The organism is Nostoc sp. (assembly GCF_036917395.1).
GTDB lineage: Bacteria > Cyanobacteriota > Cyanobacteriia > Cyanobacteriales > Nostocaceae > Nostoc.
The window spans coordinates 56003-74653 of the sequence record NZ_JBALDI010000049.1; the positions used below are offsets into that span (position 1 = coordinate 56003).

An 18651-nucleotide genomic window follows, 5' to 3' on the forward strand; every position below is an offset into this window, starting at 1 on the left:
CTGATAGTTGAGTTATGAAAGCGTTTCGGATTTTACTCTGCTGAGAGTGATTAAGAGTGTTAAAGAACAGGGAAATGTAATGTGTTCCTTTCTAATTGGCAATGTTAACCGGGTTAGAGATGTGCTCGTGGATAATGCGCCATTGTCCCTGTCGCTTCTCCCATACAAGCGTCGCATGAGCCGTAATTTTAATCGCCTCATTCGCTATGGTGGCTACCGTACTCTCAAAAATTAGAGCCGAGACGGTAATGTTATCACCTGTAAATATCTGAATATCCCCAACTGATTTAACTTGCCACTGTGCTAGTCCTGCCATGAAGGGCTTCCATATCTCCTGATACGATTGCCATCCTTGAATTCGAGTGGTCTGCGGTGAGAGGGTATCGAAAGCGAGGAATTGTTCATCTTGCCAGTAGAGATTGTCTAGGACAGAAAAATCAAATGGTTTGTCGCCTGCACTAAACGCAGCTAGCCAATCGTTAACACGTTCTTTGATTTCCGTTTCTTCTAAAGTATCTTTCATAGTTGACAACCAATTTACACAACCATTTTGTTGTATCTTGGAAAAATCTCAAACTCCTCAGTTTGATTTGATACTTTAGAGTGCAGAAAGTGGGTTTAAATTATTCAGATGAGAAGAATTAGGCATTGACCGCCTGCTCGTTAGCAGCTGACCAAAATGGATAGTCTGTATATCCGTGTTCATCGCCACCATAAAAGCTTGCTTGATCTGCTTGATTTAGTGGTGCATTTAAAGCGAAGCGTCGAGGTAAATCCGGATTTGATATAAATAGTGTACCAAAAGCAACTAAATCTGCTGCTTTGTTTGCCAGAACAGCATCGCCTTTTTCGCGGGTATAACCACCATTGACGATGAGTGTACCTGTAAAGCGATCGCGTAGATGACTGGTGGGTACAATTATCGCGCCATGTCTGATATCTGCCTCTATTGCCTCAAAAATATGCAGATATGCCAAATTAAACTGGTTTAACGCTTGAGCCGCATAACCGAATGTCTCCAGGGGATTCGAGTCATGCATATCGTTAAAAGTCCCACTGGGAGATAAACGTACCCCGACTCGGTTAGAATCCCACACACTCGTTACCGCCTCTGTCACCTCTAACAGGAATCGGGCGCGATTCTCAATCGAACCCCCATATTTATCTGTACGTTGATTTGTGCGATCGCGGAGAAATTGATCTATTAGATAACCATTGGCTGCGTGAATTTCCACCCCATCAAATCCAGCCGCTAGAGCATTTGCTGCTCCTTGACGGTACTGTTCTACTATTTGCGGTATTTCCGAAGTTTCTAAAGCACGGGGAGTAACAAAGGGTTTTGGCCCCTGATAAGTTGCAGCTTCACCTTTAGGAGCGATCGCAGAAGGTGCCACAGGTAAAGCTCCATTCGGTTGTAAGTCTGGGTGAGAAATCCTGCCTACGTGCCATAGTTGCAGAAAAATTCTCCCTCCCTCCTGATGCACAGCATCGGTTACTAACTTCCATCCCTCCACCTGTTCTTGCGAATGAATTCCTGGTGTAGCGGGATAGCCTTGTCCTTCAGGAGTTACCTGTGTTGCTTCAGCAATAATCAGACCGGCGGAAGCACGTTGGACGTAGTAAGTAGCATTCAGTTGGTGTGGTACGTTTCCTTTACCTGCCCTGTTTCGGGTTAAGGGTGCCATTACTATCCGGTTAGGTAGCTCCAGATTCCCTAATTGGTAAGGAGAGAATAAGTTGATATCACTAGTCATGGTCGCTTCGCTCCAATTCAAAATTCAAAATTCAAAATTCAAAATTCGGAACTTCATAGCTGTCAGATAAGGGGAACAAGGAAAGAGTTTTCACAATAAGTAAGTCGGCGTGCAGCGCATTAACTAAACAATCGAGCGAATAACGCCACCATCTACCCGCAAAGCTGCACCATTAGTTGCTGAAGCTACAGGACTAGAAAGGTAAACTACGATCGCTGCTACTTCTTCATTAGCTGCAAAGCGTTTGATTAGGGAAGTTGGGCGCACATTTTGGAAAAACTCAGCCTCAACTTCCGCTGGACTAATGCTGCGTTCCTGTCCTAGCTGGGAAATAAAGTCCTCAACTCCTTCTGAGCGGGTTGGCCCTGGTAGGACGGAGTTTACCGTCACTCCAGTCCCGACAGTGATTTCTGCTAGACCTCTTGCAATGGCTAGCTGCGCTGTCTTAGTTGTACCGTAGTGAATCATTTCTACTGGGATCTGAATAGCAGATTCGCTGGAGATAAAAATTATCCGCCCCCAGTTTTGCTCTAACTGCTTTTGCAGATATTGCCGACTCAAGCGGACTCCGCTGAGGACGTTAACTTCAAATATCTTTAACCAGTCTTCATCAGTAATATCAAAGAAGGTTTTTGGCCCATAAATACCCACATTGTTAATGAGGATATCAACGTGAGGAACTTTTTGAAAGAGTTGCTCTACTCCTGATGCAGTGCCTGCGTCAGCAACAACACCAGAAACTTTCGCATCAGGTGTACTTTGCTTAATTTTGTCGATCGCCTGGGCTACTCGTTCTTCAGAACGACCGTTGACAATCACTGATGCACCCTCTTGAGCTAACCCAAGGGCGATCGCCAAACCAATACCTGCGGTTGAGCCACTCACCAGTGCGGATTTACCATGCAATTTCAAGTCCATTTCGCTCTTTCCCCATTAGTTGAAACACAATTCAGGAATTGGGAGTAGGGAGTAATTGGTGATTGGGCACAAGAAGCTCTGGGGAAAGCTTAGTGCAACTTCCCCTCTGTTCCCCCTACTCCCCTTAACTTAAATTAAAGATGCTGTGCTAAGGTCTTATTCAAGGTGGTTTTTGGAACTGCCCCTACGACAGTATCAACCTGCCGACCTGCTTTAAAAACCATCAGCGTCGGAATGCTGCGAATTCCATAGTGGCTGGCGACAGTAGGATTTTGATCTGTGTTCAACTTCACAAATTTCACCTGTCCTTCGTATTCAGCAGCAACTTGATCGACGACTGGACCCACCATCCGGCAAGGACCGCACCACGGTGCCCAAAAGTCTACTAATACCGGAATTTCACTTTCCAAGACTTCTTGCTTGAATGTGGCTTCTGTGACGTTTGTAATGGATGACATAAATTGCCTTCCTAATTAATTCTATAATTCGATAATATCGAATAATAAAAATATATGCCACCTGATGAGATAATGCAACTATGAGATTTCTTTATCATCCAGATAAAAAAAATATTTCTTTACCAGGCGTGTTGTATGCATTGGGCGATCCGGTGCGGCTAGAGATTGTGCGCCTGTTGGCGACTGAGGGGGAACAATGCTGTGCGAAGTTTGATTTTGCGATCGCTAAGTCTACGATGTCCAATCACTTCAAGATTTTGCGGGAGTCGGGGATAGTCTTTACACGTAAAGAAGGGACACAGCACATTAACATCCTGCGGCGTGAAGATTTAGAGATGCTGTTTCCGGGGTTGCTGGATGCGGTGTTGAAAGCCGCTCAACCATTGCCTGTTGAACCCACCAGTAGTAAACAAACAGCCTCAAGGATTTAGGGGTATGGGGCGATCGCTAGGTGTTTAAGAATCTTCTCGTTTTTTAATTTGTGCTTCTAAATCAGCTAATATATCATGTTGTTCTCGAAAAACCCTTTGAGTGTGAGATAAACCTAAATCTGTAGAGAGTAAATCAATACCGTCAATAATTTTGGGTATCTGAGCTTGATAAACTTGCAGGCCAAGAAAGCATTTCTCCCTGTAATCTGGTCTTTCCTGAAAGCGTGCGATCGCTCTTTTCAAAGGGCGGATAACCTGATATGCTTTTTCAGCCTTCTCAATTGATACTTGAGGGATTGGCGATCGCAGCCTGAGAATTGCTAGATCAATTAAATCTCTTGCCTCAACGCTGTCATCTGCGTAACGGTCAGAATTTGACAGCAGCTTAGAGGTGAAACAGTCATTGAAGCTTAAGCAGGGAACAGGTGACCAGTTTAAATATCTTGGTGGATCTAATTGAAAACGAGTTTCGGCAATAATTTCCGTTTTAATCGGCACATCATCCACAAAAACTATCATCCGAATTCCATATTGGTCAGTTGTGCTACGTCCAACTTGGATTTTACTTAAATCCCGAAATAATGCTTCATGCCCACCCTCAAATATCACTGTACGCAGGTATTTATAGCCTTCTGTACCAACGGAAGCAATAAAATCAACATCCTTACTCCAGCGATATTCATCAAACTCAAATGCAAGAAGGGTTCCGCCACCGAAGTAAGCAGAACCCTTTCTAAGTATGTCCGAATCTAAGGATTCAAGAACTATGAGAATTTGATTATGCTGTTCTAACCTGAAAGTCATAAACTAACTTGCAACCAGGATTTATAGTGTCTGGCGAGTTCTTTAAGGAAATTAAGTTCTTCACCCTGAAGATTATTAAATAGGTTGTGATATTGCCAACCACGTTCGTAGCGACTCAGCATTTCTTCTGAAGTGAACCGATATACATCGGCAGTTTGCCAACAAATTGATTCCAGAAAAGGCAGCTTTTTGGGTACAATAACAGGATTATTTGTTGGTGTTGCGGTTGTCATAACTCTTTTAATCAACCACTTTAGACTTATCTTTAATTTTAGATTAGCACTACCGATTTTTAAATCTAATTTTATTCCAACTATAAATTATCTGGGTTTGGATAGACTCTTCCTTTCCAAGCGCCGCCGCGCCCTTGCCAGTGACGGAGTGCTGAGTCTAGAGTCATCAGGGTATAGAGAAAAGCGATCGCAGGTAAGCTCAATGCTAACCAGGGAGAACATTTATAAAAGCGGATTGTCGGGTAATAAGCCAAGGTCATTAAAAACCATCCTAATAAACCTGTAAGTGCTATCGCCCAATTGCCCCAAACTGCACCCAGAATTACACACATAGGTGGAACTAGATAAATCAGAGGCATTCCTACTAAAGTTCCCAATAGTACTAATGGAGAATAATTCAGTTGGGTATAGGCACTACGGGCAACCATATCCCAAATCGTCGCCAGCGAGTTATAAGGACGCAGACTCTGAGTCAATGTACTCAATCCTAGCCAGATCCGGCCGGGGGAGGCAGGGGAGAAAGAAGAATTACTTTGTCTTCCAATCTGCTTAACAGCGTCAGCAAGGGCGCAATCGTCAATTAAAGCTTGGCGAATCACTTGAATACCCCCGATTCGCTCTAAAGCTTCTCGACTAATCAGAATAGATCCCCCAGCAGCTGCGGCTGTGGGATTGTTTGGATTATTAACCCAGCGGAAAGGATAGAGTTTTTGGAAGAAAAAGACGAAAGCTGGAATCAAAAGTTTTTCCCAAAAGCTTTCACACCTGAGTCGCACCATTACCGAAACCAGGTCTAAATCTTCTTGGACAGCTTTGGCAACCAGTCGGCGGAGATTACCAGGATCATGTTCGATATCTGCGTCGGTCAGCAAAAAATAGTCAGGTGCAAATAAACTCGCACTTTTTATACCTTGCTCAACTGCCCAAAGTTTGCCCGACCAACCAGGAGGCAGTGAAACGCCAGAGATAATATGCAATTGCTCAGGTTTACCTAGAGTGTGTGCAACCCCTTCGGCAAAATTTGCTGTCCCATCTGTGCTGCGATCGTCTACCAAAAACACCTTTAAAGAACCAGGATAATCTTGGAGTAGGAGCGATCGCAGTGTGGATGGTAGTAATTGGGCCTCGTTACGGGCTGGAACCACTGCACAAACCGTAGGTAACGACTGTAGCTGAATTTCTGTAAGCTCTAATTGCTGGTCTGTCCGCCAAAATTGTCCCCAAAAACACAGTAATCCCAACCAAATTGTCAAGGATAACAGCATCAATCCTAATACAATTACACCCATGAGCTATTGCAAATTCTCAGTAACTCAGACAGAATACTATGTCTACTGAATAGAGGATAAAAATTTTTTCATTGTAGTGGCGTGTTCATAACTAGTGTTGGGTGTTGAGGTTAAATAGTTTTTGATGCAAACACAAGACAAGGTAAAAGTCAACCAAGTCGCAGAAGCGATCGCAGCCAGTCAACAATATTTGCAATCGATTCAAAATCCGGCAGGTTACTGGTGGGCAGAGTTAGAATCTAATGTCACCATTACTGCTGAAGTCGTTCTCCTCCATAAAATTTGGGGAACAGACCAAGCAAGACCGTTGCACAAAGTTGAAGCCTACTTACGTCAACAGCAACGGGAGCATGGCGGCTGGGAACTTTACTACGGTGATGGCGGAGAACTTAGCACCTCGGTTGAAGCCTACATGGCGCTAAGACTGCTAGGTGTACCAGCAACCGATCCGGCAATGATTCGGGCGCAAGCCTTTATTCTCCAACGGGGTGGGATCAGCAAAACTCGGATTTTTACCAAGTTGCACCTAGCCTTGATTGGCTGCTACAACTGGCGCGGTATTCCCTCGCTACCAGCTTGGGTGATGCTGTTGCCAAAAGCTTTCCCCGTCAATATCTATGAGATGTCTAGCTGGGCACGTTCCAGTACAGTACCATTACTGATTGTATGCGATCGCAAACCTGTTTTTCTCACCGACTCAGCTATTAACCTAGATCAGCTATACGCTGAAGGCGTTGATCAAGTCCGGTGGGAATTACCCCAGAGTGGCGATTGGACAGATTTATTCCTCACACTTGATCATGGGTTCAAGTTGGCAGAACGCCTGAATTTAGTACCCTTGCGCCAAGAAGGCATCAAAGCTGCCGAAAAGTGGATTTTAGAGCGGCAAGAAGCTACAGGCGACTGGGGCGGCATTATTCCGGCGATGCTGAATTCAATGCTGGCTTTGCGGTGTCTGGATTATCACCCAAACGACCCGATTGTGGAACGAGGTTTGCAAGCAATTGATAACTTTGCGATTGAAACAGAGGATAGCTACCGGGTACAGCCCTGTATTTCACCCGTCTGGGATACCGCTTGGGCGATGCGGGCCTTAGTAGAATCTGGCTTTGCACCAGATCATCCGGCTGTAGTAAAGGCTGGAGAATGGTTATTGCAAAAACAAATTTTGGATTACGGAGATTGGGCTGTCAAAAATCGCCAGGGAAAACCAGGGGCTTGGGCTTTTGAATTTGACAATCGCTTTTATCCTGATGTAGACGACTCGGCTGTAGTGGTGATGGCACTACATGTAGTAAAACTCCCTAATGAAGAAATCAAGCAGGCTGCGATCGCTCGTGCCTTAAATTGGATTGCATCTATGCAATGTAAACCAGGTGGGTGGGCTGCTTTTGATTTGGACAACGACCAAGATTGGCTCAATTCCATCCCCTATGGCGACTTGAAAGCGATGATTGATCCAAACACCGCAGATGTTACGGCTAGAGTCGTAGAAATGCTTGGTGCTTGTAACCTGTCAATTGATAGTTCTAATTTAGAGCGATCGCTTAATTATCTTCTGCGCGAACAAGAAGCTGAAGGCTGTTGGTTTGGTCGTTGGGGTGTAAATTACATCTACGGCACTAGTGGCGTTTTATCAGCCTTGGCCTTGATCGACCCTCAAAGGCATAAACTCAGTATAGAACGAGGAGCAGCTTGGTTAGTTGGATGTCAAAACCCAGATGGTGGTTGGGGTGAGACTTGTCGTAGCTATGATGATCCCAGTCTCAAAGGAAAAGGAAATAGTACTGCATCTCAAACTGCTTGGGCTTTAATTGGTCTTTTGGCAGCAGGTGAAGCAACTAGTAAATTAGCTTTTGAGGCCATTGAGCGGGGAATTGGCTACCTAGTGGCAACTCAACAGCCCGATGGTACTTGGTATGAGGCAGATTTTACAGGTACTGGCTTCCCCTGCCATTTTTATCTCAAATATCATATGTATCAGCAATACTTTCCTTTGATAGCTCTGGGTCGTTATCAAACAGTGATTTAGAATATAACTTAGAATTCAGCAGAACGGTTAATCGCGTCTGTACAGGATTCAGAAGTAAAATGTGGAAATTAAACATTGAAATTAGCAAATAGCCCGATTTTTCTATCAACAGTTTAGTAAACGAGGATTGAGAATGGCTAAGAAAGTTGTCATTGTGGGTGCTGGTCCTAGTGGAATTCTTCTGGCTCACTATTTGTTGCGACGTGATCAGGACTATCAGGTGGAAATTTATGAACAACGTAACGATCCGCGCTCAATTACCCTGTCAAAATCTAGAACATTTCCGCTTGTTATTAATCAGCGAGGAATTACTGCACTCAGCAATATTAAAGGACTTCTAGAAATACTGAAATCTGCAAGTATTGAGAGTACCGGCTCCCTAAATCATGAGAAAAATGGAAAAACGCAATTAATACCTCGGAATCAGCCTATTTATATTCTTGATCGGACTCAACTAGTTATCATGCTATTGGAAACGCTGACCGCCAAATATAATAGCGATCGCCTCAATATTTATTTTGAAAATCAATGCAATGTGGTTGATTTTGAGGCAAAAACAGTAATATTTTCAAACGTTGTCAATGCAGATGATACAACAAATGTTACCGTTAATTATGACTTATTAATTGGTGCAGATGGAGCGCGATCGCAAGTAAGAGAGCAATTTATCTCAACAGATGAATTTGAGGTGGAGCAAAAATATGTTCCCTTAGCTTACAAATCTATCTTTTTACCTGCGGATTCTGTAACATCCCTCAAACCAGGCTACATTCATAATTGGAGAGGGAGTGACGGAATCGCAGCCATACTGGTGCATCGTATAGACGGTTCGCTGAGTGGAACCGTTAACTTTCCCAGAGAGAATAACCCGATTGAAAATTTTTCTACTACAGAGGAAGTATCCCAATTCTTTAGCGATCAGTTTCCAGAAATTGCTCAGATTTTACCAGAATCGGAAGCCGAAGCATTTTTAAATCGACCGATTTCAAGCATTATAACAATTCGTTGTAATCGCTATCATCATCGTGATAGTGTTCTACTGATTGGTGATGCAGCTCATGCCACCTCTCCTTCGCTGGGTCAAGGTTGTAATGCTTCCTTTGAGGATGTAGCTTTCTTTGATAAGTTATTAGATGAATATTCTGATGATATTGCGAAAGCGATCGCGCAATTTTCTCTACGTCGAAAGCCAGATGCTCATGCCTTAGTCGAGCTAAGTGACAATGCCTATCCATTATCCGGTAAACTGCTATTTTTAGAGTTTTTTATCAGATTGCGATCTGCTCAAATTTTGCATCAACTATTTCCTAAATACTTCTCCCCCTCATTCTTGCAACTCCTTTCTGAAACCACGGTTCCCTACTCAGAAATTTTGAATATCTACAAGAATTGGATTGCAAAAGTGAAGCGGGCAAATGAAAAGTTTTTATATAATTAATGTGGCTAATATACTTTTAAAGGACAAACAGAACCTGGGGCAATATCCAGTCCGCTATTGAGAATATTGCTTTTTTTGAAGCTACGATTTCCCACAGTTAAATCTCTATCTAAAGTGACTTACAGATTGTTGTATGTTTACCACAAACTAAGGCGATCGCTTTCACTAAGTTTACAATATTCAGTGGTTCATCCAAAGCACCAGTAATATCAGTTAATAAAAATCTGTTAAAGTTATAATCTACGTTTTTTCTCTGTTTGGGAGAATATACCATAACACAATACGCTTGGGTTAGCGCTAAAAACCTTTTAGGTGTAGTGTGTAACTGACCTAAAAATATAGATGATCACAAAGTAAAAGTTTTAGTTTTTAGTGGGTGTTTATTTATTAAGAAAAAATAAACACGCCAGTCATCAAAATTCAGCTTTATATTAAGTGATTAGCGAATATAGCGAGTTTTAATAAAAGGGGTATACAGCACTTTGTAAGTAACTGAAGTACACCTCTCTCTAATCCTCCCCGATGTCTTGGGGAGGATGCGCGACAGTACGGGTAGTGTATTTTTGTACCTCAGAAACTTCAAATTTGCTGTAAAACCCTTTCCTTACCCTTCTGCTGAGAGCAATGCTGCCTCCATATCGGAGGCAAGAGCTGCTAAGGCTAGACTTAACACTAATCACCTCGTCTAGAAAACCTGCTGAAGAGTAAGGACATTATGATTTCTGAATCTTCCTACTACAACCGAATGAACTTGGTATAACAGCCATCGTCATCCGGAGACTATAAAAGTAGCCTCAAGTAGCCTAAAAAGTTTCAAAGTTCTAAATTCCAACCTTTGCTGCTTCGGCACCCATTGGCGAAACATAATCACGGAAAAGAGTAATCTGTTGCTCAAACTCTAATCCTTGAATTTTGCCAAACAACGGTTTAGATTCTGGGGGAAGTTCATAATCAGAAGGTACAGGAATGATAGTACCATCATCCATACCTTGAGATAATCGATACCAAAACAGTAGCTTCGTGGTATCACCCAAAGAGCCATATTGACGAGAAATTTCGGTATCCGTTTTATTAATCAAGTCACGCTGAACTTGTAATTGTTGTTCGTGAGATAATTCCTTAACTTGATTAAACAAACCTTCGGCAATTTCTGGGGAAGCAGTGCTGGCACCAGGCGCAGCTGGCGTAATTGAGCCACCCATTTCTTTGTAAACAAACCAAAACAAAGCCAGTTGTTGATCCACACCCAACTGTTGCCAAGCTTGAACATGCTCACGAATAGTTGGATCGCCTGTTTGGGTAGATGTCATTATTAACTCCAATTGCAATTCATCAATGTTACTAGCAAGGTTATCAAATGTACATCTGCACTTTTAACCTACTGAAGACAGATGTCTTGGAATCATAAAGAATAACAATTATAAAGAGAACATAAATCGGGCTGTAGTCCTGCATTCAAAGCATTGTAGTTAGATAAATACCCTAGAAAAGCCAAAATAATGCTTGTCTTAGCAAGGTGAAGAGTTGACAATTACAATACTACAAACAAAATTGAGAGATTTTCACCAGGTATGTCGGTAGATAGATGTTAGTTTTATTGTGACAGTGCTTAGAAAAGCACTGCCCAATTCAGCGACATCCAATTTGTGAATATACAGAAGAAATACGGCTTCTGCTTTTATTGAGCTTATTCTCCCCGATCTTGATAATCTTCAGAAGACTTTGGATCTAACTCCCAGCGATCGCCGTCACGGTCTTCTAAAATATCGTTGGTATGCAGAAACTCAGAATCAGCCATTTCTAGCCCTACGGCTGCTTCTAGCTCCTCAGTTACATTTTTATCGGGAGTGGAAGTACTACCACCAACAGCTTCATCCCCAACTGCATCTGCATCTTGCCAATAAGCATCAACATCGCCACCAGTAAGTTCAGGACTAGTTTCTGTGTACTCCTGTCTTTCGTCCTGCATTGAGCGCCCGCCAATATTGTATCCTGGCAAGTCTTTCACACCAGTGCCGTAGGATTCGGTAATTTCCTGCGGCAAATCATTGGTTTTAATTTCGTCATTACGATTTTTTTCTGCCATGATGCTAGCCATTTTCTGCATTCTCACAATAACGCTTTCCTGTCAATAATTTGTATTACTAGAGATGTATAGCTTTAGAAATAAAATAATCTATCCCCTTGGAACGAAGCTAAACTAGCGATCGCATCATAGGATTGGAAATATGAAATCATGGTTAAACAACTTGTAGTTGAAGTTTTTAGTTATGAGTTAGGGGTTATCAAACCGAAATTATTCATTAGCCAACTTCTCACTCATAACTATTTTTTTATTAATTACAGGAAAAATAAAAATTCAAGTTTAGCCATTTTAATTTAGTCTTCATGCTTTTAACTACCTGAATGCTAAACGACAAGACATTCAATAATTTTGATCAGCGGAGGTAGACAGTGAAATACGACAAGTTGATTACAGATGTATAAAGCCTTACCCAATTAGATGCTCGTGAAGAGACAGAATCTGTTACTCGTGCCATACTAGAAACCCTTGAAGAACAGATAGCAGGTGACGAAGCACAAGAACTAGCGGCAAATTTTTTTCAGTGAAAAATCTTGGATGTTTAACTGTCCTAATCGATGAACATTGTAGTTAGTTAAATACTAGAAATAAGCAAGGAACACCATCTATGACTGACCATAACAATTATTCCGCTAATAAAAAAGTTGCCATCCTCATTGAACAAGCAGTAGAGGATGCAGAATTTACAGTTCCTTATAATGGACTAAAACAAGCAGGAATGGAGGTAGTAGTCCTCGGTTCCCGAATGAATGAAAAATATTTGGGTAACCAGGGCAAACTTAGTATACAAGCTGATGGTACTACCACAGAAGCGATCGCAGCTGAATACGATGCAGTGGTGATTCCTGGTGGGATGGCTCCCGATAAAATGCGGCGCAACCCTAACACAGTCCGCTTTGTACAAGAGGCTATTCAACAAGGAAAATTGGTAGCTGCGGTTTGCCACGGCCCACAAGTTTTGATTGAAGGCGATTTGCTCAAAGGTAAGCAAGTTACCGGCTTTAGCGCTATTGCTAAGGATATCACTAACGCTGGCGCAAATTATCTAGATGAGCCAGTGGTAGTTGACGGGAATTTGATTACATCTCGTGAACCCGGAGACTTGGCAATTTTCACCACAGCTATTTTAAGCCGTTTGGGTTACGGTGGCAAAGATGCTGCATTACCTAATGAGAAAGACACAAGTGCTGAATGGTGGAAGCTGGCTGATGCTTGGGGCGGCTCAACTAAAGGTGATATCAGCAAAGGTTTAAATACTGCCCTTACTGGTGAACGTTATTCGCTAGAGACATTTGAGAACTACTTGAAAAAGGAATCAGATAGCCAAGTAAAATCAGTCTTTCAAGAAATCATTGCTAATAAACAGCGCCACATTAAAAAGCTGGAAACCTATCTTCAACAATTGGGTGAAAAACCCTCTTTAGGTGCAAATATTGCCAATCAGTATGCCAAGGTAAAAACTGCCTTGACAGGAAGTGATGACATATATCAGTTACGTTCTGCTTTAGGAGATGTGCAAACTGGTATTGGCGATATTGGCAATTTGTGTGTAATGTACACCGACCCTGTAATAACTGCTATTTTCAAAGAAATTTACCAAGATTTCTCGAAATACGAACAGCAATTGGTAGAACTATATCGGGCGCGGATAACCGATCAGGTTCAGCCTCCTAAGCCGACAACAGGGGCTGCTGTGTCAATGTAAGGTTTTTTGAATGTAGACACAAAGCGGTGAGCCACTCCGGTAGACGGGTTCCCCAGTATAAAGGAACTGGGGATAGCGCAGCGTTAGCGATAGCGAGGTACGAGCGTCAACCGTAGGGCTTGCCAATTTGCATAGCGTCTCGTAGAGAAGAACACAGAGGTAGAAAGAAGAGAGTATTTCCACCTCTGTAGTTAATTTACTGTAATGGAGATAAAAAAGTGACTTCGACCTCAGGGGATAAACCAAGTACAAACCAGCCTGAAGCTAGTGAAGTAGAGCGTTGGGGATCTCTTCTCGGTGGCGGTGCTATGGTGCTGATGGGTTTAAAGCAAGGTTCATTGCGGGGAGTGCTGACGGCTTTAGCTGGTGGCGGTTTAATCTATCAAGGTGCAACTAAACAAAGTACAATCCAGCAAGCACAGGAAGCAATAGGTATAAACCAACCCATCAAAATTGAAAAGACGGTAACGATCAATAAACCAGCAGATGAACTGTATCGCTATTGGCACAACTTTGAGAATTTGCCTACATTTATGAAGCATCTCAAATCTGTCAATGTGCATGACAAAAAACGTTCTCATTGGGTTGCGAATGCGCCCTTGGGTAACAGTGTGGAATGGGATGCAGAAATTCTCGAAGACCGGGAAAATGAATTTATTTCTTGGGCTTCTGTAGAAGGTGCTGATATTGATAATTCTGGTTTTGTCCGCTTCAAACAAGTATCAGATCGCGGCACGGAAGTGAAGGTTGTTTTGGAGTATAACCCACCAGGTGGAGCATTGGGAGCTACCGTAGCTAAACTTTTTGGTGAGGAACCAAAACAGCAAATTGGTGATGAATTGGGCCGCTTCAAGATGCTAATGGAAGCAGGCGAAATTGCCACCACTGAAGGTCAAACAAGTGGACGCAAGTAGTTATTTGCCCAGTGAATGACGCCAGATGATTAGTGGCTACATCATGGGAGCCGAAAAAGTGATCGCTATTGATCGCTTTTCCCAACGCCTAGAAATGGCGAAAAAGTTTGCCAAAGCAGAAGTGATTAACTACAAAAAAGTTAATGCTGGCGAAACGTTGAAAGAGACGACTGGTGGCCGTGGCCTTGATGCTTGCATCGATACCGTTGGTTTAGAAGACTTCTACGACCAGACAAAACAAAAGCTCAGATTGGAAACCGACCGTCCCCGCGTTCTGCCGGAAATGATTGTGGCCTGTGGTAAAGGCGGGACTTTTTCAATTATGGGTGTTTACGGTGCTTTTGTTGATAAAATACCATTTGGTGCAGCCTTCAATAAGGAAATAACCTTTAGGATGGGATAAATGCATGGACAAAAATATATCAAAAATATATATTTTTGATTGCAGATGATTTGGGATGGAAAACTTGATCTATCCTTGGTTGTTACCCATCAATTGCCTTTAGAGGAAGCACCCCACGGCTACCATATTTTTCAACAAAAAAAGGATAACTGGATCAAAGTTGTTCTTAAATTCTGAATGGTAAATAGTCATTCAGCGTTTTAAATTGTCCACCTAAGATAATGTAATTGAGGCTTTTTATGAATCGAGTAATTTCATGGCTGCGGAATATTCGGATCTCCCAAATCCTTGTAGTTTTTCTAGTAGGATTCATGTTTCTATTGGGTCAGGCTTTTAGCTACCCTAACATAGCACAAGCTGATGTTAAAACTCCAGAGGGTACTTATTATAAAGTAACCCCAAATGAGCAAGGTGAAATTAGAAACGAGAACCAAACAACAAATTCTCAAAATCCATTAAAAAACGCTGCTGATACGATCCGTGAAAAGCTAAACTTGGATGAAAAAACTCCTAGAGCTACAAAAGAGTTTCTTAAGTCAACAGAAAGTAAAGTTGAAAAATCAGTTGAGCCATTGACTGGAGAGAAAGAAGGTTATTACCAAAATCCTTCTAGCAAAAAACTGAGATAGAGAAGCTAGACTTGTAGCAAATTTTGAGTCTAAATTTTTGACTCATAGATTGTTGAATAAGATTTGAGTAGTTACTGAGACGTGATAATTATTGCGTCTCAGTATTAGGATAAATCGAGTATTTATCTTGATATTAACCAGCCGAAAATCATAATTAAGGACTAAATAATTATGAAAAGTTTGCTGGCATGGAGCAAACAATGTGTAGGTAGAAACAGTTACTTACACAAAAATTATTAACTCGCGTGGTGCCATTTTTAAAATTACTTCCACGGCAATTTGTGCTTCTGATTTGCATCTTTTCAACGCCTACATCGCTACAAGTTCAGTGTTAGGCTGATGCAGCTAATTTACCAAGCAGTTCACACTGGCAAAACAATCAAAGTTTAAAAAGAAAAGAGGCAAAAAATATGTCTGATACATCTGATAAAACCGTTATCAAAGTAGATTCTACCCATTCCCCAAAAGGTCAACTTGGTCAGAAATATCTTGCATCTGGCAAAACCATTTCCATGCGCCTGTGGGAAAATGAGCAACCGAATGAAGCTAAAGAGCCAGCAGCGCGAGAATATGAAACTGTTGGTTATGTAATCACTGGTCGTGCAGAATTGCATATTGAAGGGCAAACGATTTTGCTGGAACCTGGGAGTTCGTGGGTAGTTCCAAAAGGAGCCAGCCACACCTATAAAATTTTAGAAGCATTCACTGCTGTTGAGGCAACCAGTCCACCCGCTCAAGTTCACGGGCGAGATGAAAACTAATTTGTTTGCAGTTATCTGAAATTTTGCGATAGCTAAAAATTTCTAGCCGTTTTCAATTACATGGAATATAGAGCCTTCGCAGGGGAACAAAAATGTTGTTCCCCTTTTTACTGTGCTTTGCGGCTGAGAAAGAATTGCATCAAATTGCCGAAATAGCAAATGCGTTCGCCGAAATAGCAAATGAGTTCGCCGAAATAGCAAATGCGTTCGCCGAAATAGCAAATGAGTTCGCCGAAATAGCAAATGCGTTCGCCGAAATAGCAAATGAGTTCGCCGAAGTAACAAATGCGTTCGCCGAAATAGCAAATGCGTTCGCCGAAATAACAAATGCGTTCGCCGAAATAACAAATGCGTTCGCCGAAATAACAAATGCGTTCGCCGAAATAGCAAATGCGTAGGCGTAGGCATCGCCTTTCACTAATTTCTCAATAAACCTCATGCGCTACGGAATATGTGCTATAATATCTGGTCAGCACTTCCTACTGCATTGATCGCAGCCTCCAAGGCGATCGCTACATGAGTCCAGTGAGTCCCACCCTGGCAATAAACCACATACGGTGATCGCATTGGCCCATCTGCCGATAATTCCAAGGTACTTCCTTCAATAAATGTCCCGCCAGCCATGACTACCTGGCTCTCGTACCCTGGCATTTCATCTGGAACAGGGTCTAAGTAGGAACCTATAGGAGAATGCTGTTGTATGGCTTTACAGAAAGCAATTAGCTTTTCGGCAGAACCGAGTTTAATTGCCTGAATTACATCCCCACGGGGAGCCAGGGGTGCAGGATTCACTGGATAACCGAGTTTGTCAAATACATAACCAGTTAAGTAAGTCCCTTTCATCGCCTCTCCTACCATTTGCGGAGCCAGAAATAGTCCTTGGAACAGCAGGCGATTTTGGTCAAAAGTAGCACCGCCATAACTACCGATACCGGGAGCAGTGAGGCGACAGGCGGCTGCTTCCACTAAGTCGGCGCGACCGGCGACATAACCGCCAGCGCTGACAATGGTACCACCAGGATTTTTAATCAATGACCCTGCGATTAAATCAGCACCTACGGCTGTAGGTTCCCTTGTTTCAATAAATTCGCCGTAGCAGTTATCTACAAAGCAAACGGTGTTCGGATTTTGTTGTTTGACTAAGTGGACGATTTTTTCAATATCGGCAATTGATAAACTAGGACGCCAAGAATAGCCACAAGAACGCTGAATTAACACTAAACGAGTGTTTTCAGCCACGCTACTACTTAAAGCTTGCCAATCTATAGTTCCTTCGGGGGTTAGCTCCAATTGGCGGTAATTTATGCCAAACTCGATAAGGGAGCCTTGACCTTGACCCCGTAAACCAATGACTTCTTCAAGCGTATCGTAAGGAGAACCGACCACTGCTAACATTTCATCTCCAGGACGGAGTACACCAAACAAAGCACAGGCGATCGCATGGGTTCCCGAAACAAACTGCACTCGCACGGCCGCCGCTTCTGAACCCATCACTTCAGCAAAAACTTTATCTAAAGTTTCTCGTCCTAAATCATCGTGACCATAGCCACTTACACCAGCAAAGTGGTGTGTGCCCACACGGTGATTACGAAAGCCATCCAGCACTCGTTTTAGATTATGCTTGACCTGAGTGTCAATTCCAGAAAAAATTTCTAATAGTGCCTGTTCTGCTTGCCGCAGCTGTTCTAAGCTGTTCATCAGTTCCTCGTTCAAAAAAAATTATAGATATGCGGATTTTTAGATCGCACAGACTAGGCTGGAAAATTCAAATTCAGGTTACTGCATGACAATTGCTACTTCAACTAAACCTCAAATTAACTGGGTCAATACCCTATTTTTCATTGGACTGCACATCGGCGCTTTGTTTGCCTTTGTTCCTGGTAACTTTAGCTGGACAGCAGTTGGTGTGGGTTTCTTACTGTACTGGGTGACTGGTGGTTTAGGCGTTACTCTGGGATTTCACCGCCTTGTTACCCACCGCAGTTTTCAAACTCCCAAGTGGCTAGAGTATCTCCTGGTTTTCTTCGGCACACTCTCCTGTCAAGGAGGCCCAATTGAGTGGATAGGGACACATCGGATTCATCATTTAAACTCTGATACGGACTCTGACCCTCATGATTCTAATAAAGGCTTCTGGTGGAGCCACATGGATTGGCTGATTCATTATTGTCCGGCTCACGCTCAAGTTCCTCGTTTCACCAAAGACATTGCCGAAGACCCAGTTTATCAGTTTTTAGAAAAATATTTCATTTTGATCCAGGTTGCTCTAGGTGTATTGCTTTTGCTTCTAGGTGGCTGGCCATTTGTTATTTGGGGAATTTTTGTTCGCATTGTCTGGGTTTACCACTGCACTTGGTTGGTGAACAGCGCTACTCATAAATTTGGCTATCGCAGTTATGATTCTGGTGATAGATCGACTAATTGCTGGTGGGTAGCCGTACTAGTTTTCGGTGAAGGCTGGCATAATAACCATCATGCCTTTCAATACTCAGCTCGTCATGGGCTGGAATGGTGGGAAATCGATTTAACTTGGATGACTGTTCAATTGCTACAAGCAGTTGGTCTAGCTACTAATGTGAAATTGGCCCCAACAAAAGCTAGTTAGGAGAGATGCGATTAATCGCGTCTGTACAGGAGTTAGGAGAGACGCGATTAATCGCGTCTGTACAGGAGTTAGGAGTAGAGACGCGATTAATCGCGTCTGTTTAATGTGAATTAGGTGTCGAAATTCTTTATGTTGCCGTCGATTTTTCTCAAACCATAATTTTGAGACTCACAAATCCTTATGGAACAAGGAGC

Annotated in this window: 20 protein-coding genes and 2 pseudogenes; 11 read left to right on the forward strand and 11 right to left on the reverse strand. The window is 42.6% G+C overall.

Features of this window, described 5'->3' with window-relative positions; translation table 11 throughout:
• Positions 1 to 91 precede the first annotated feature (91 nt).
• The 4 genes from V7K46_RS17680 to trxA all read right to left on the reverse strand — a co-directional run bounded on the left by V7K46_RS17680 (position 92) and on the right by trxA (position 3130).
• Entirely contained in the window at positions 92 to 523 is a 432-nt protein-coding gene (locus tag V7K46_RS17680) for a YybH family protein (protein WP_335115328.1), read from the reverse strand.
• Between the two features lie 118 nt (positions 524 to 641).
• A complete protein-coding gene (locus V7K46_RS17685; protein WP_335115330.1) occupies positions 642 to 1754 on the reverse strand; it encodes an alkene reductase in 1113 nt (370 codons plus the stop codon).
• Positions 1755 to 1877: 123 nt separating this feature from the next.
• Positions 1878 to 2672 (reverse strand): SDR family NAD(P)-dependent oxidoreductase, encoded by a 795-nt coding sequence (locus V7K46_RS17690; protein WP_335115332.1) that lies wholly within the window; start codon positions 2670 to 2672, stop codon positions 1878 to 1880.
• 134 nt (positions 2673 to 2806) lie between these two features.
• Positions 2807 to 3130: a thioredoxin gene (gene trxA, locus V7K46_RS17695; RefSeq protein ID WP_334966602.1), complete on the reverse strand. Its 324-nt coding sequence runs from the start codon at positions 3128 to 3130 to the stop codon at positions 2807 to 2809.
• An 80-nt stretch (positions 3131 to 3210) separates the two neighbouring features.
• Between trxA and V7K46_RS17700 the strand changes: the two genes are divergently transcribed.
• Positions 3211 to 3561, forward strand: coding sequence for an ArsR/SmtB family transcription factor (locus V7K46_RS17700; RefSeq protein WP_335115334.1), 351 nt, complete (start codon positions 3211 to 3213; stop codon positions 3559 to 3561).
• 24 nt (positions 3562 to 3585) lie between these two features.
• Here V7K46_RS17700 and V7K46_RS17705 read toward each other — a convergent pair whose 3' ends face one another.
• The 3 genes from V7K46_RS17705 to V7K46_RS17715 form a co-directional block, all read right to left on the reverse strand.
• Positions 3586 to 4365, reverse strand: a complete 780-nt coding sequence (locus V7K46_RS17705; RefSeq protein ID WP_335115336.1) for a nucleotidyl transferase AbiEii/AbiGii toxin family protein — start codon at positions 4363 to 4365, stop codon at positions 3586 to 3588.
• Positions 4362 to 4598, reverse strand: a complete 237-nt coding sequence (locus V7K46_RS17710) for a hypothetical protein (RefSeq protein ID WP_335115338.1) — start codon at positions 4596 to 4598, stop codon at positions 4362 to 4364. The genes V7K46_RS17705 and V7K46_RS17710 overlap by 4 nt, the downstream gene beginning before the upstream one ends.
• 80 nt (positions 4599 to 4678) lie before the next feature.
• The gene (locus tag V7K46_RS17715; protein ID WP_335115340.1) at positions 4679 to 5887 is read right to left on the reverse strand and encodes a glycosyltransferase; all 1209 of its coding nucleotides are present in this window, start codon (positions 5885 to 5887) and stop codon (positions 4679 to 4681) included.
• A 124-nt stretch (positions 5888 to 6011) separates the two neighbouring features.
• On the opposite strand from V7K46_RS17715, the gene shc reads away from it, so the two are divergent.
• A complete protein-coding gene (gene shc / locus V7K46_RS17720; RefSeq protein ID WP_335115342.1) occupies positions 6012 to 7919 on the forward strand; it encodes a squalene--hopene cyclase in 1908 nt (635 codons plus the stop codon).
• 133 nt (positions 7920 to 8052) lie between these two features.
• Entirely contained in the window at positions 8053 to 9357 is a 1305-nt protein-coding gene (locus V7K46_RS17725; protein ID WP_335115344.1) for an FAD-dependent oxidoreductase, read from the forward strand.
• A gap of 109 nt (positions 9358 to 9466) precedes the next feature.
• Here the strand turns inward: V7K46_RS17725 and V7K46_RS17730 are convergent, their stop codons facing one another.
• The 3 genes from V7K46_RS17730 to V7K46_RS17740 form a co-directional block, all read right to left on the reverse strand.
• On the reverse strand, positions 9467 to 9631 hold the full coding sequence (locus V7K46_RS17730) for a hypothetical protein (protein ID WP_335115346.1): 165 nt from the start codon (positions 9629 to 9631) through the stop codon (positions 9467 to 9469).
• A gap of 547 nt (positions 9632 to 10178) precedes the next feature.
• The gene (locus V7K46_RS17735; protein ID WP_335115348.1) at positions 10179 to 10667 is read right to left on the reverse strand and encodes an orange carotenoid protein N-terminal domain-containing protein; all 489 of its coding nucleotides are present in this window, start codon (positions 10665 to 10667) and stop codon (positions 10179 to 10181) included.
• Positions 10668 to 11044: 377 nt separating this feature from the next.
• Positions 11045 to 11443, reverse strand: a complete 399-nt coding sequence (locus tag V7K46_RS17740; RefSeq protein ID WP_335115499.1) for a DUF6335 family protein — start codon at positions 11441 to 11443, stop codon at positions 11045 to 11047.
• Positions 11444 to 11862: 419 nt separating this feature from the next.
• On the opposite strand from V7K46_RS17740, the pseudogene V7K46_RS17745 reads away from it, so the two are divergent.
• The 7 genes and pseudogenes from V7K46_RS17745 to V7K46_RS17780 all read left to right on the forward strand — a co-directional run.
• A pseudogene (locus V7K46_RS17745) lies at positions 11863 to 11967 on the forward strand (DUF2267 domain-containing protein); the annotation flags it as partial.
• Between the two features lie 80 nt (positions 11968 to 12047).
• Positions 12048 to 13145, forward strand: a complete 1098-nt coding sequence (locus V7K46_RS17750; protein ID WP_335115350.1) for a DJ-1/PfpI/YhbO family deglycase/protease — start codon at positions 12048 to 12050, stop codon at positions 13143 to 13145.
• A 218-nt stretch (positions 13146 to 13363) separates the two neighbouring features.
• Positions 13364 to 14059 (forward strand): SRPBCC family protein, encoded by a 696-nt coding sequence (locus V7K46_RS17755; RefSeq protein ID WP_335115352.1) that lies wholly within the window; start codon positions 13364 to 13366, stop codon positions 14057 to 14059.
• 25 nt (positions 14060 to 14084) lie between these two features.
• Positions 14085 to 14639: pseudogene (locus V7K46_RS17760) on the forward strand (zinc-binding dehydrogenase); the annotation flags it as partial.
• 134 nt (positions 14640 to 14773) lie between these two features.
• Complete coding sequence (locus V7K46_RS17765; RefSeq protein ID WP_335115354.1) at positions 14774 to 15091, forward strand: hypothetical protein; 318 nt, start codon at positions 14774 to 14776, stop codon at positions 15089 to 15091.
• Between the two features lie 410 nt (positions 15092 to 15501).
• Positions 15502 to 15852, forward strand: a complete 351-nt coding sequence (locus tag V7K46_RS17775) for a cupin domain-containing protein (protein ID WP_335115356.1) — start codon at positions 15502 to 15504, stop codon at positions 15850 to 15852.
• A 92-nt stretch (positions 15853 to 15944) separates the two neighbouring features.
• The gene (locus tag V7K46_RS17780; RefSeq protein ID WP_335115358.1) at positions 15945 to 16250 is read left to right on the forward strand and encodes a hypothetical protein; all 306 of its coding nucleotides are present in this window, start codon (positions 15945 to 15947) and stop codon (positions 16248 to 16250) included.
• A gap of 58 nt (positions 16251 to 16308) precedes the next feature.
• Here the strand turns inward: V7K46_RS17780 and V7K46_RS17785 are convergent, their stop codons facing one another.
• Positions 16309 to 17550, reverse strand: a complete 1242-nt coding sequence (locus V7K46_RS17785) for a methionine gamma-lyase family protein (protein ID WP_335115360.1) — start codon at positions 17548 to 17550, stop codon at positions 16309 to 16311.
• 85 nt (positions 17551 to 17635) lie between these two features.
• Between V7K46_RS17785 and V7K46_RS17790 the strand changes: the two genes are divergently transcribed.
• Positions 17636 to 18457, forward strand: a complete 822-nt coding sequence (locus V7K46_RS17790) for an acyl-CoA desaturase (protein ID WP_335115362.1) — start codon at positions 17636 to 17638, stop codon at positions 18455 to 18457.
• Positions 18458 to 18651 lie beyond the last annotated feature (194 nt).

Coding starts and splice junctions, on each gene's coding strand:
- V7K46_RS17685 (WP_335115330.1), bottom strand. CDS start 1,754: ATGACTAGTGATATCAACTTATTCTCTCCTTACCAATTAGGGAATCTG.
- V7K46_RS17765 (WP_335115354.1), top strand. CDS start 14,774: ATGTTTCTATTGGGTCAGGCTTTTAGCTACCCTAACATAGCACAAGCT.
- V7K46_RS17730 (WP_335115346.1), bottom strand. CDS start 9,631: ATGGTATATTCTCCCAAACAGAGAAAAAACGTAGATTATAACTTTAAC.
- trxA (WP_334966602.1), bottom strand. CDS start 3,130: ATGTCATCCATTACAAACGTCACAGAAGCCACATTCAAGCAAGAAGTC.
- V7K46_RS17725 (WP_335115344.1), top strand. CDS start 8,053: ATGGCTAAGAAAGTTGTCATTGTGGGTGCTGGTCCTAGTGGAATTCTT.
- V7K46_RS17785 (WP_335115360.1), bottom strand. CDS start 17,550: ATGAACAGCTTAGAACAGCTGCGGCAAGCAGAACAGGCACTATTAGAA.
- V7K46_RS17735 (WP_335115348.1), bottom strand. CDS start 10,667: ATGACATCTACCCAAACAGGCGATCCAACTATTCGTGAGCATGTTCAA.
- V7K46_RS17790 (WP_335115362.1), top strand. CDS start 17,636: ATGACAATTGCTACTTCAACTAAACCTCAAATTAACTGGGTCAATACC.
- shc (WP_335115342.1), top strand. CDS start 6,012: ATGCAAACACAAGACAAGGTAAAAGTCAACCAAGTCGCAGAAGCGATC.
- V7K46_RS17700 (WP_335115334.1), top strand. CDS start 3,211: ATGAGATTTCTTTATCATCCAGATAAAAAAAATATTTCTTTACCAGGC.
- V7K46_RS17740 (WP_335115499.1), bottom strand. CDS start 11,443: ATGGCAGAAAAAAATCGTAATGACGAAATTAAAACCAATGATTTGCCG.
- V7K46_RS17690 (WP_335115332.1), bottom strand. CDS start 2,672: ATGGACTTGAAATTGCATGGTAAATCCGCACTGGTGAGTGGCTCAACC.
- V7K46_RS17715 (WP_335115340.1), bottom strand. CDS start 5,887: ATGGGTGTAATTGTATTAGGATTGATGCTGTTATCCTTGACAATTTGG.
- V7K46_RS17710 (WP_335115338.1), bottom strand. CDS start 4,598: ATGACAACCGCAACACCAACAAATAATCCTGTTATTGTACCCAAAAAG.
- V7K46_RS17680 (WP_335115328.1), bottom strand. CDS start 523: ATGAAAGATACTTTAGAAGAAACGGAAATCAAAGAACGTGTTAACGAT.
- V7K46_RS17780 (WP_335115358.1), top strand. CDS start 15,945: ATGTTGTTCCCCTTTTTACTGTGCTTTGCGGCTGAGAAAGAATTGCAT.
- V7K46_RS17705 (WP_335115336.1), bottom strand. CDS start 4,365: ATGACTTTCAGGTTAGAACAGCATAATCAAATTCTCATAGTTCTTGAA.
- V7K46_RS17750 (WP_335115350.1), top strand. CDS start 12,048: ATGACTGACCATAACAATTATTCCGCTAATAAAAAAGTTGCCATCCTC.
- V7K46_RS17775 (WP_335115356.1), top strand. CDS start 15,502: ATGTCTGATACATCTGATAAAACCGTTATCAAAGTAGATTCTACCCAT.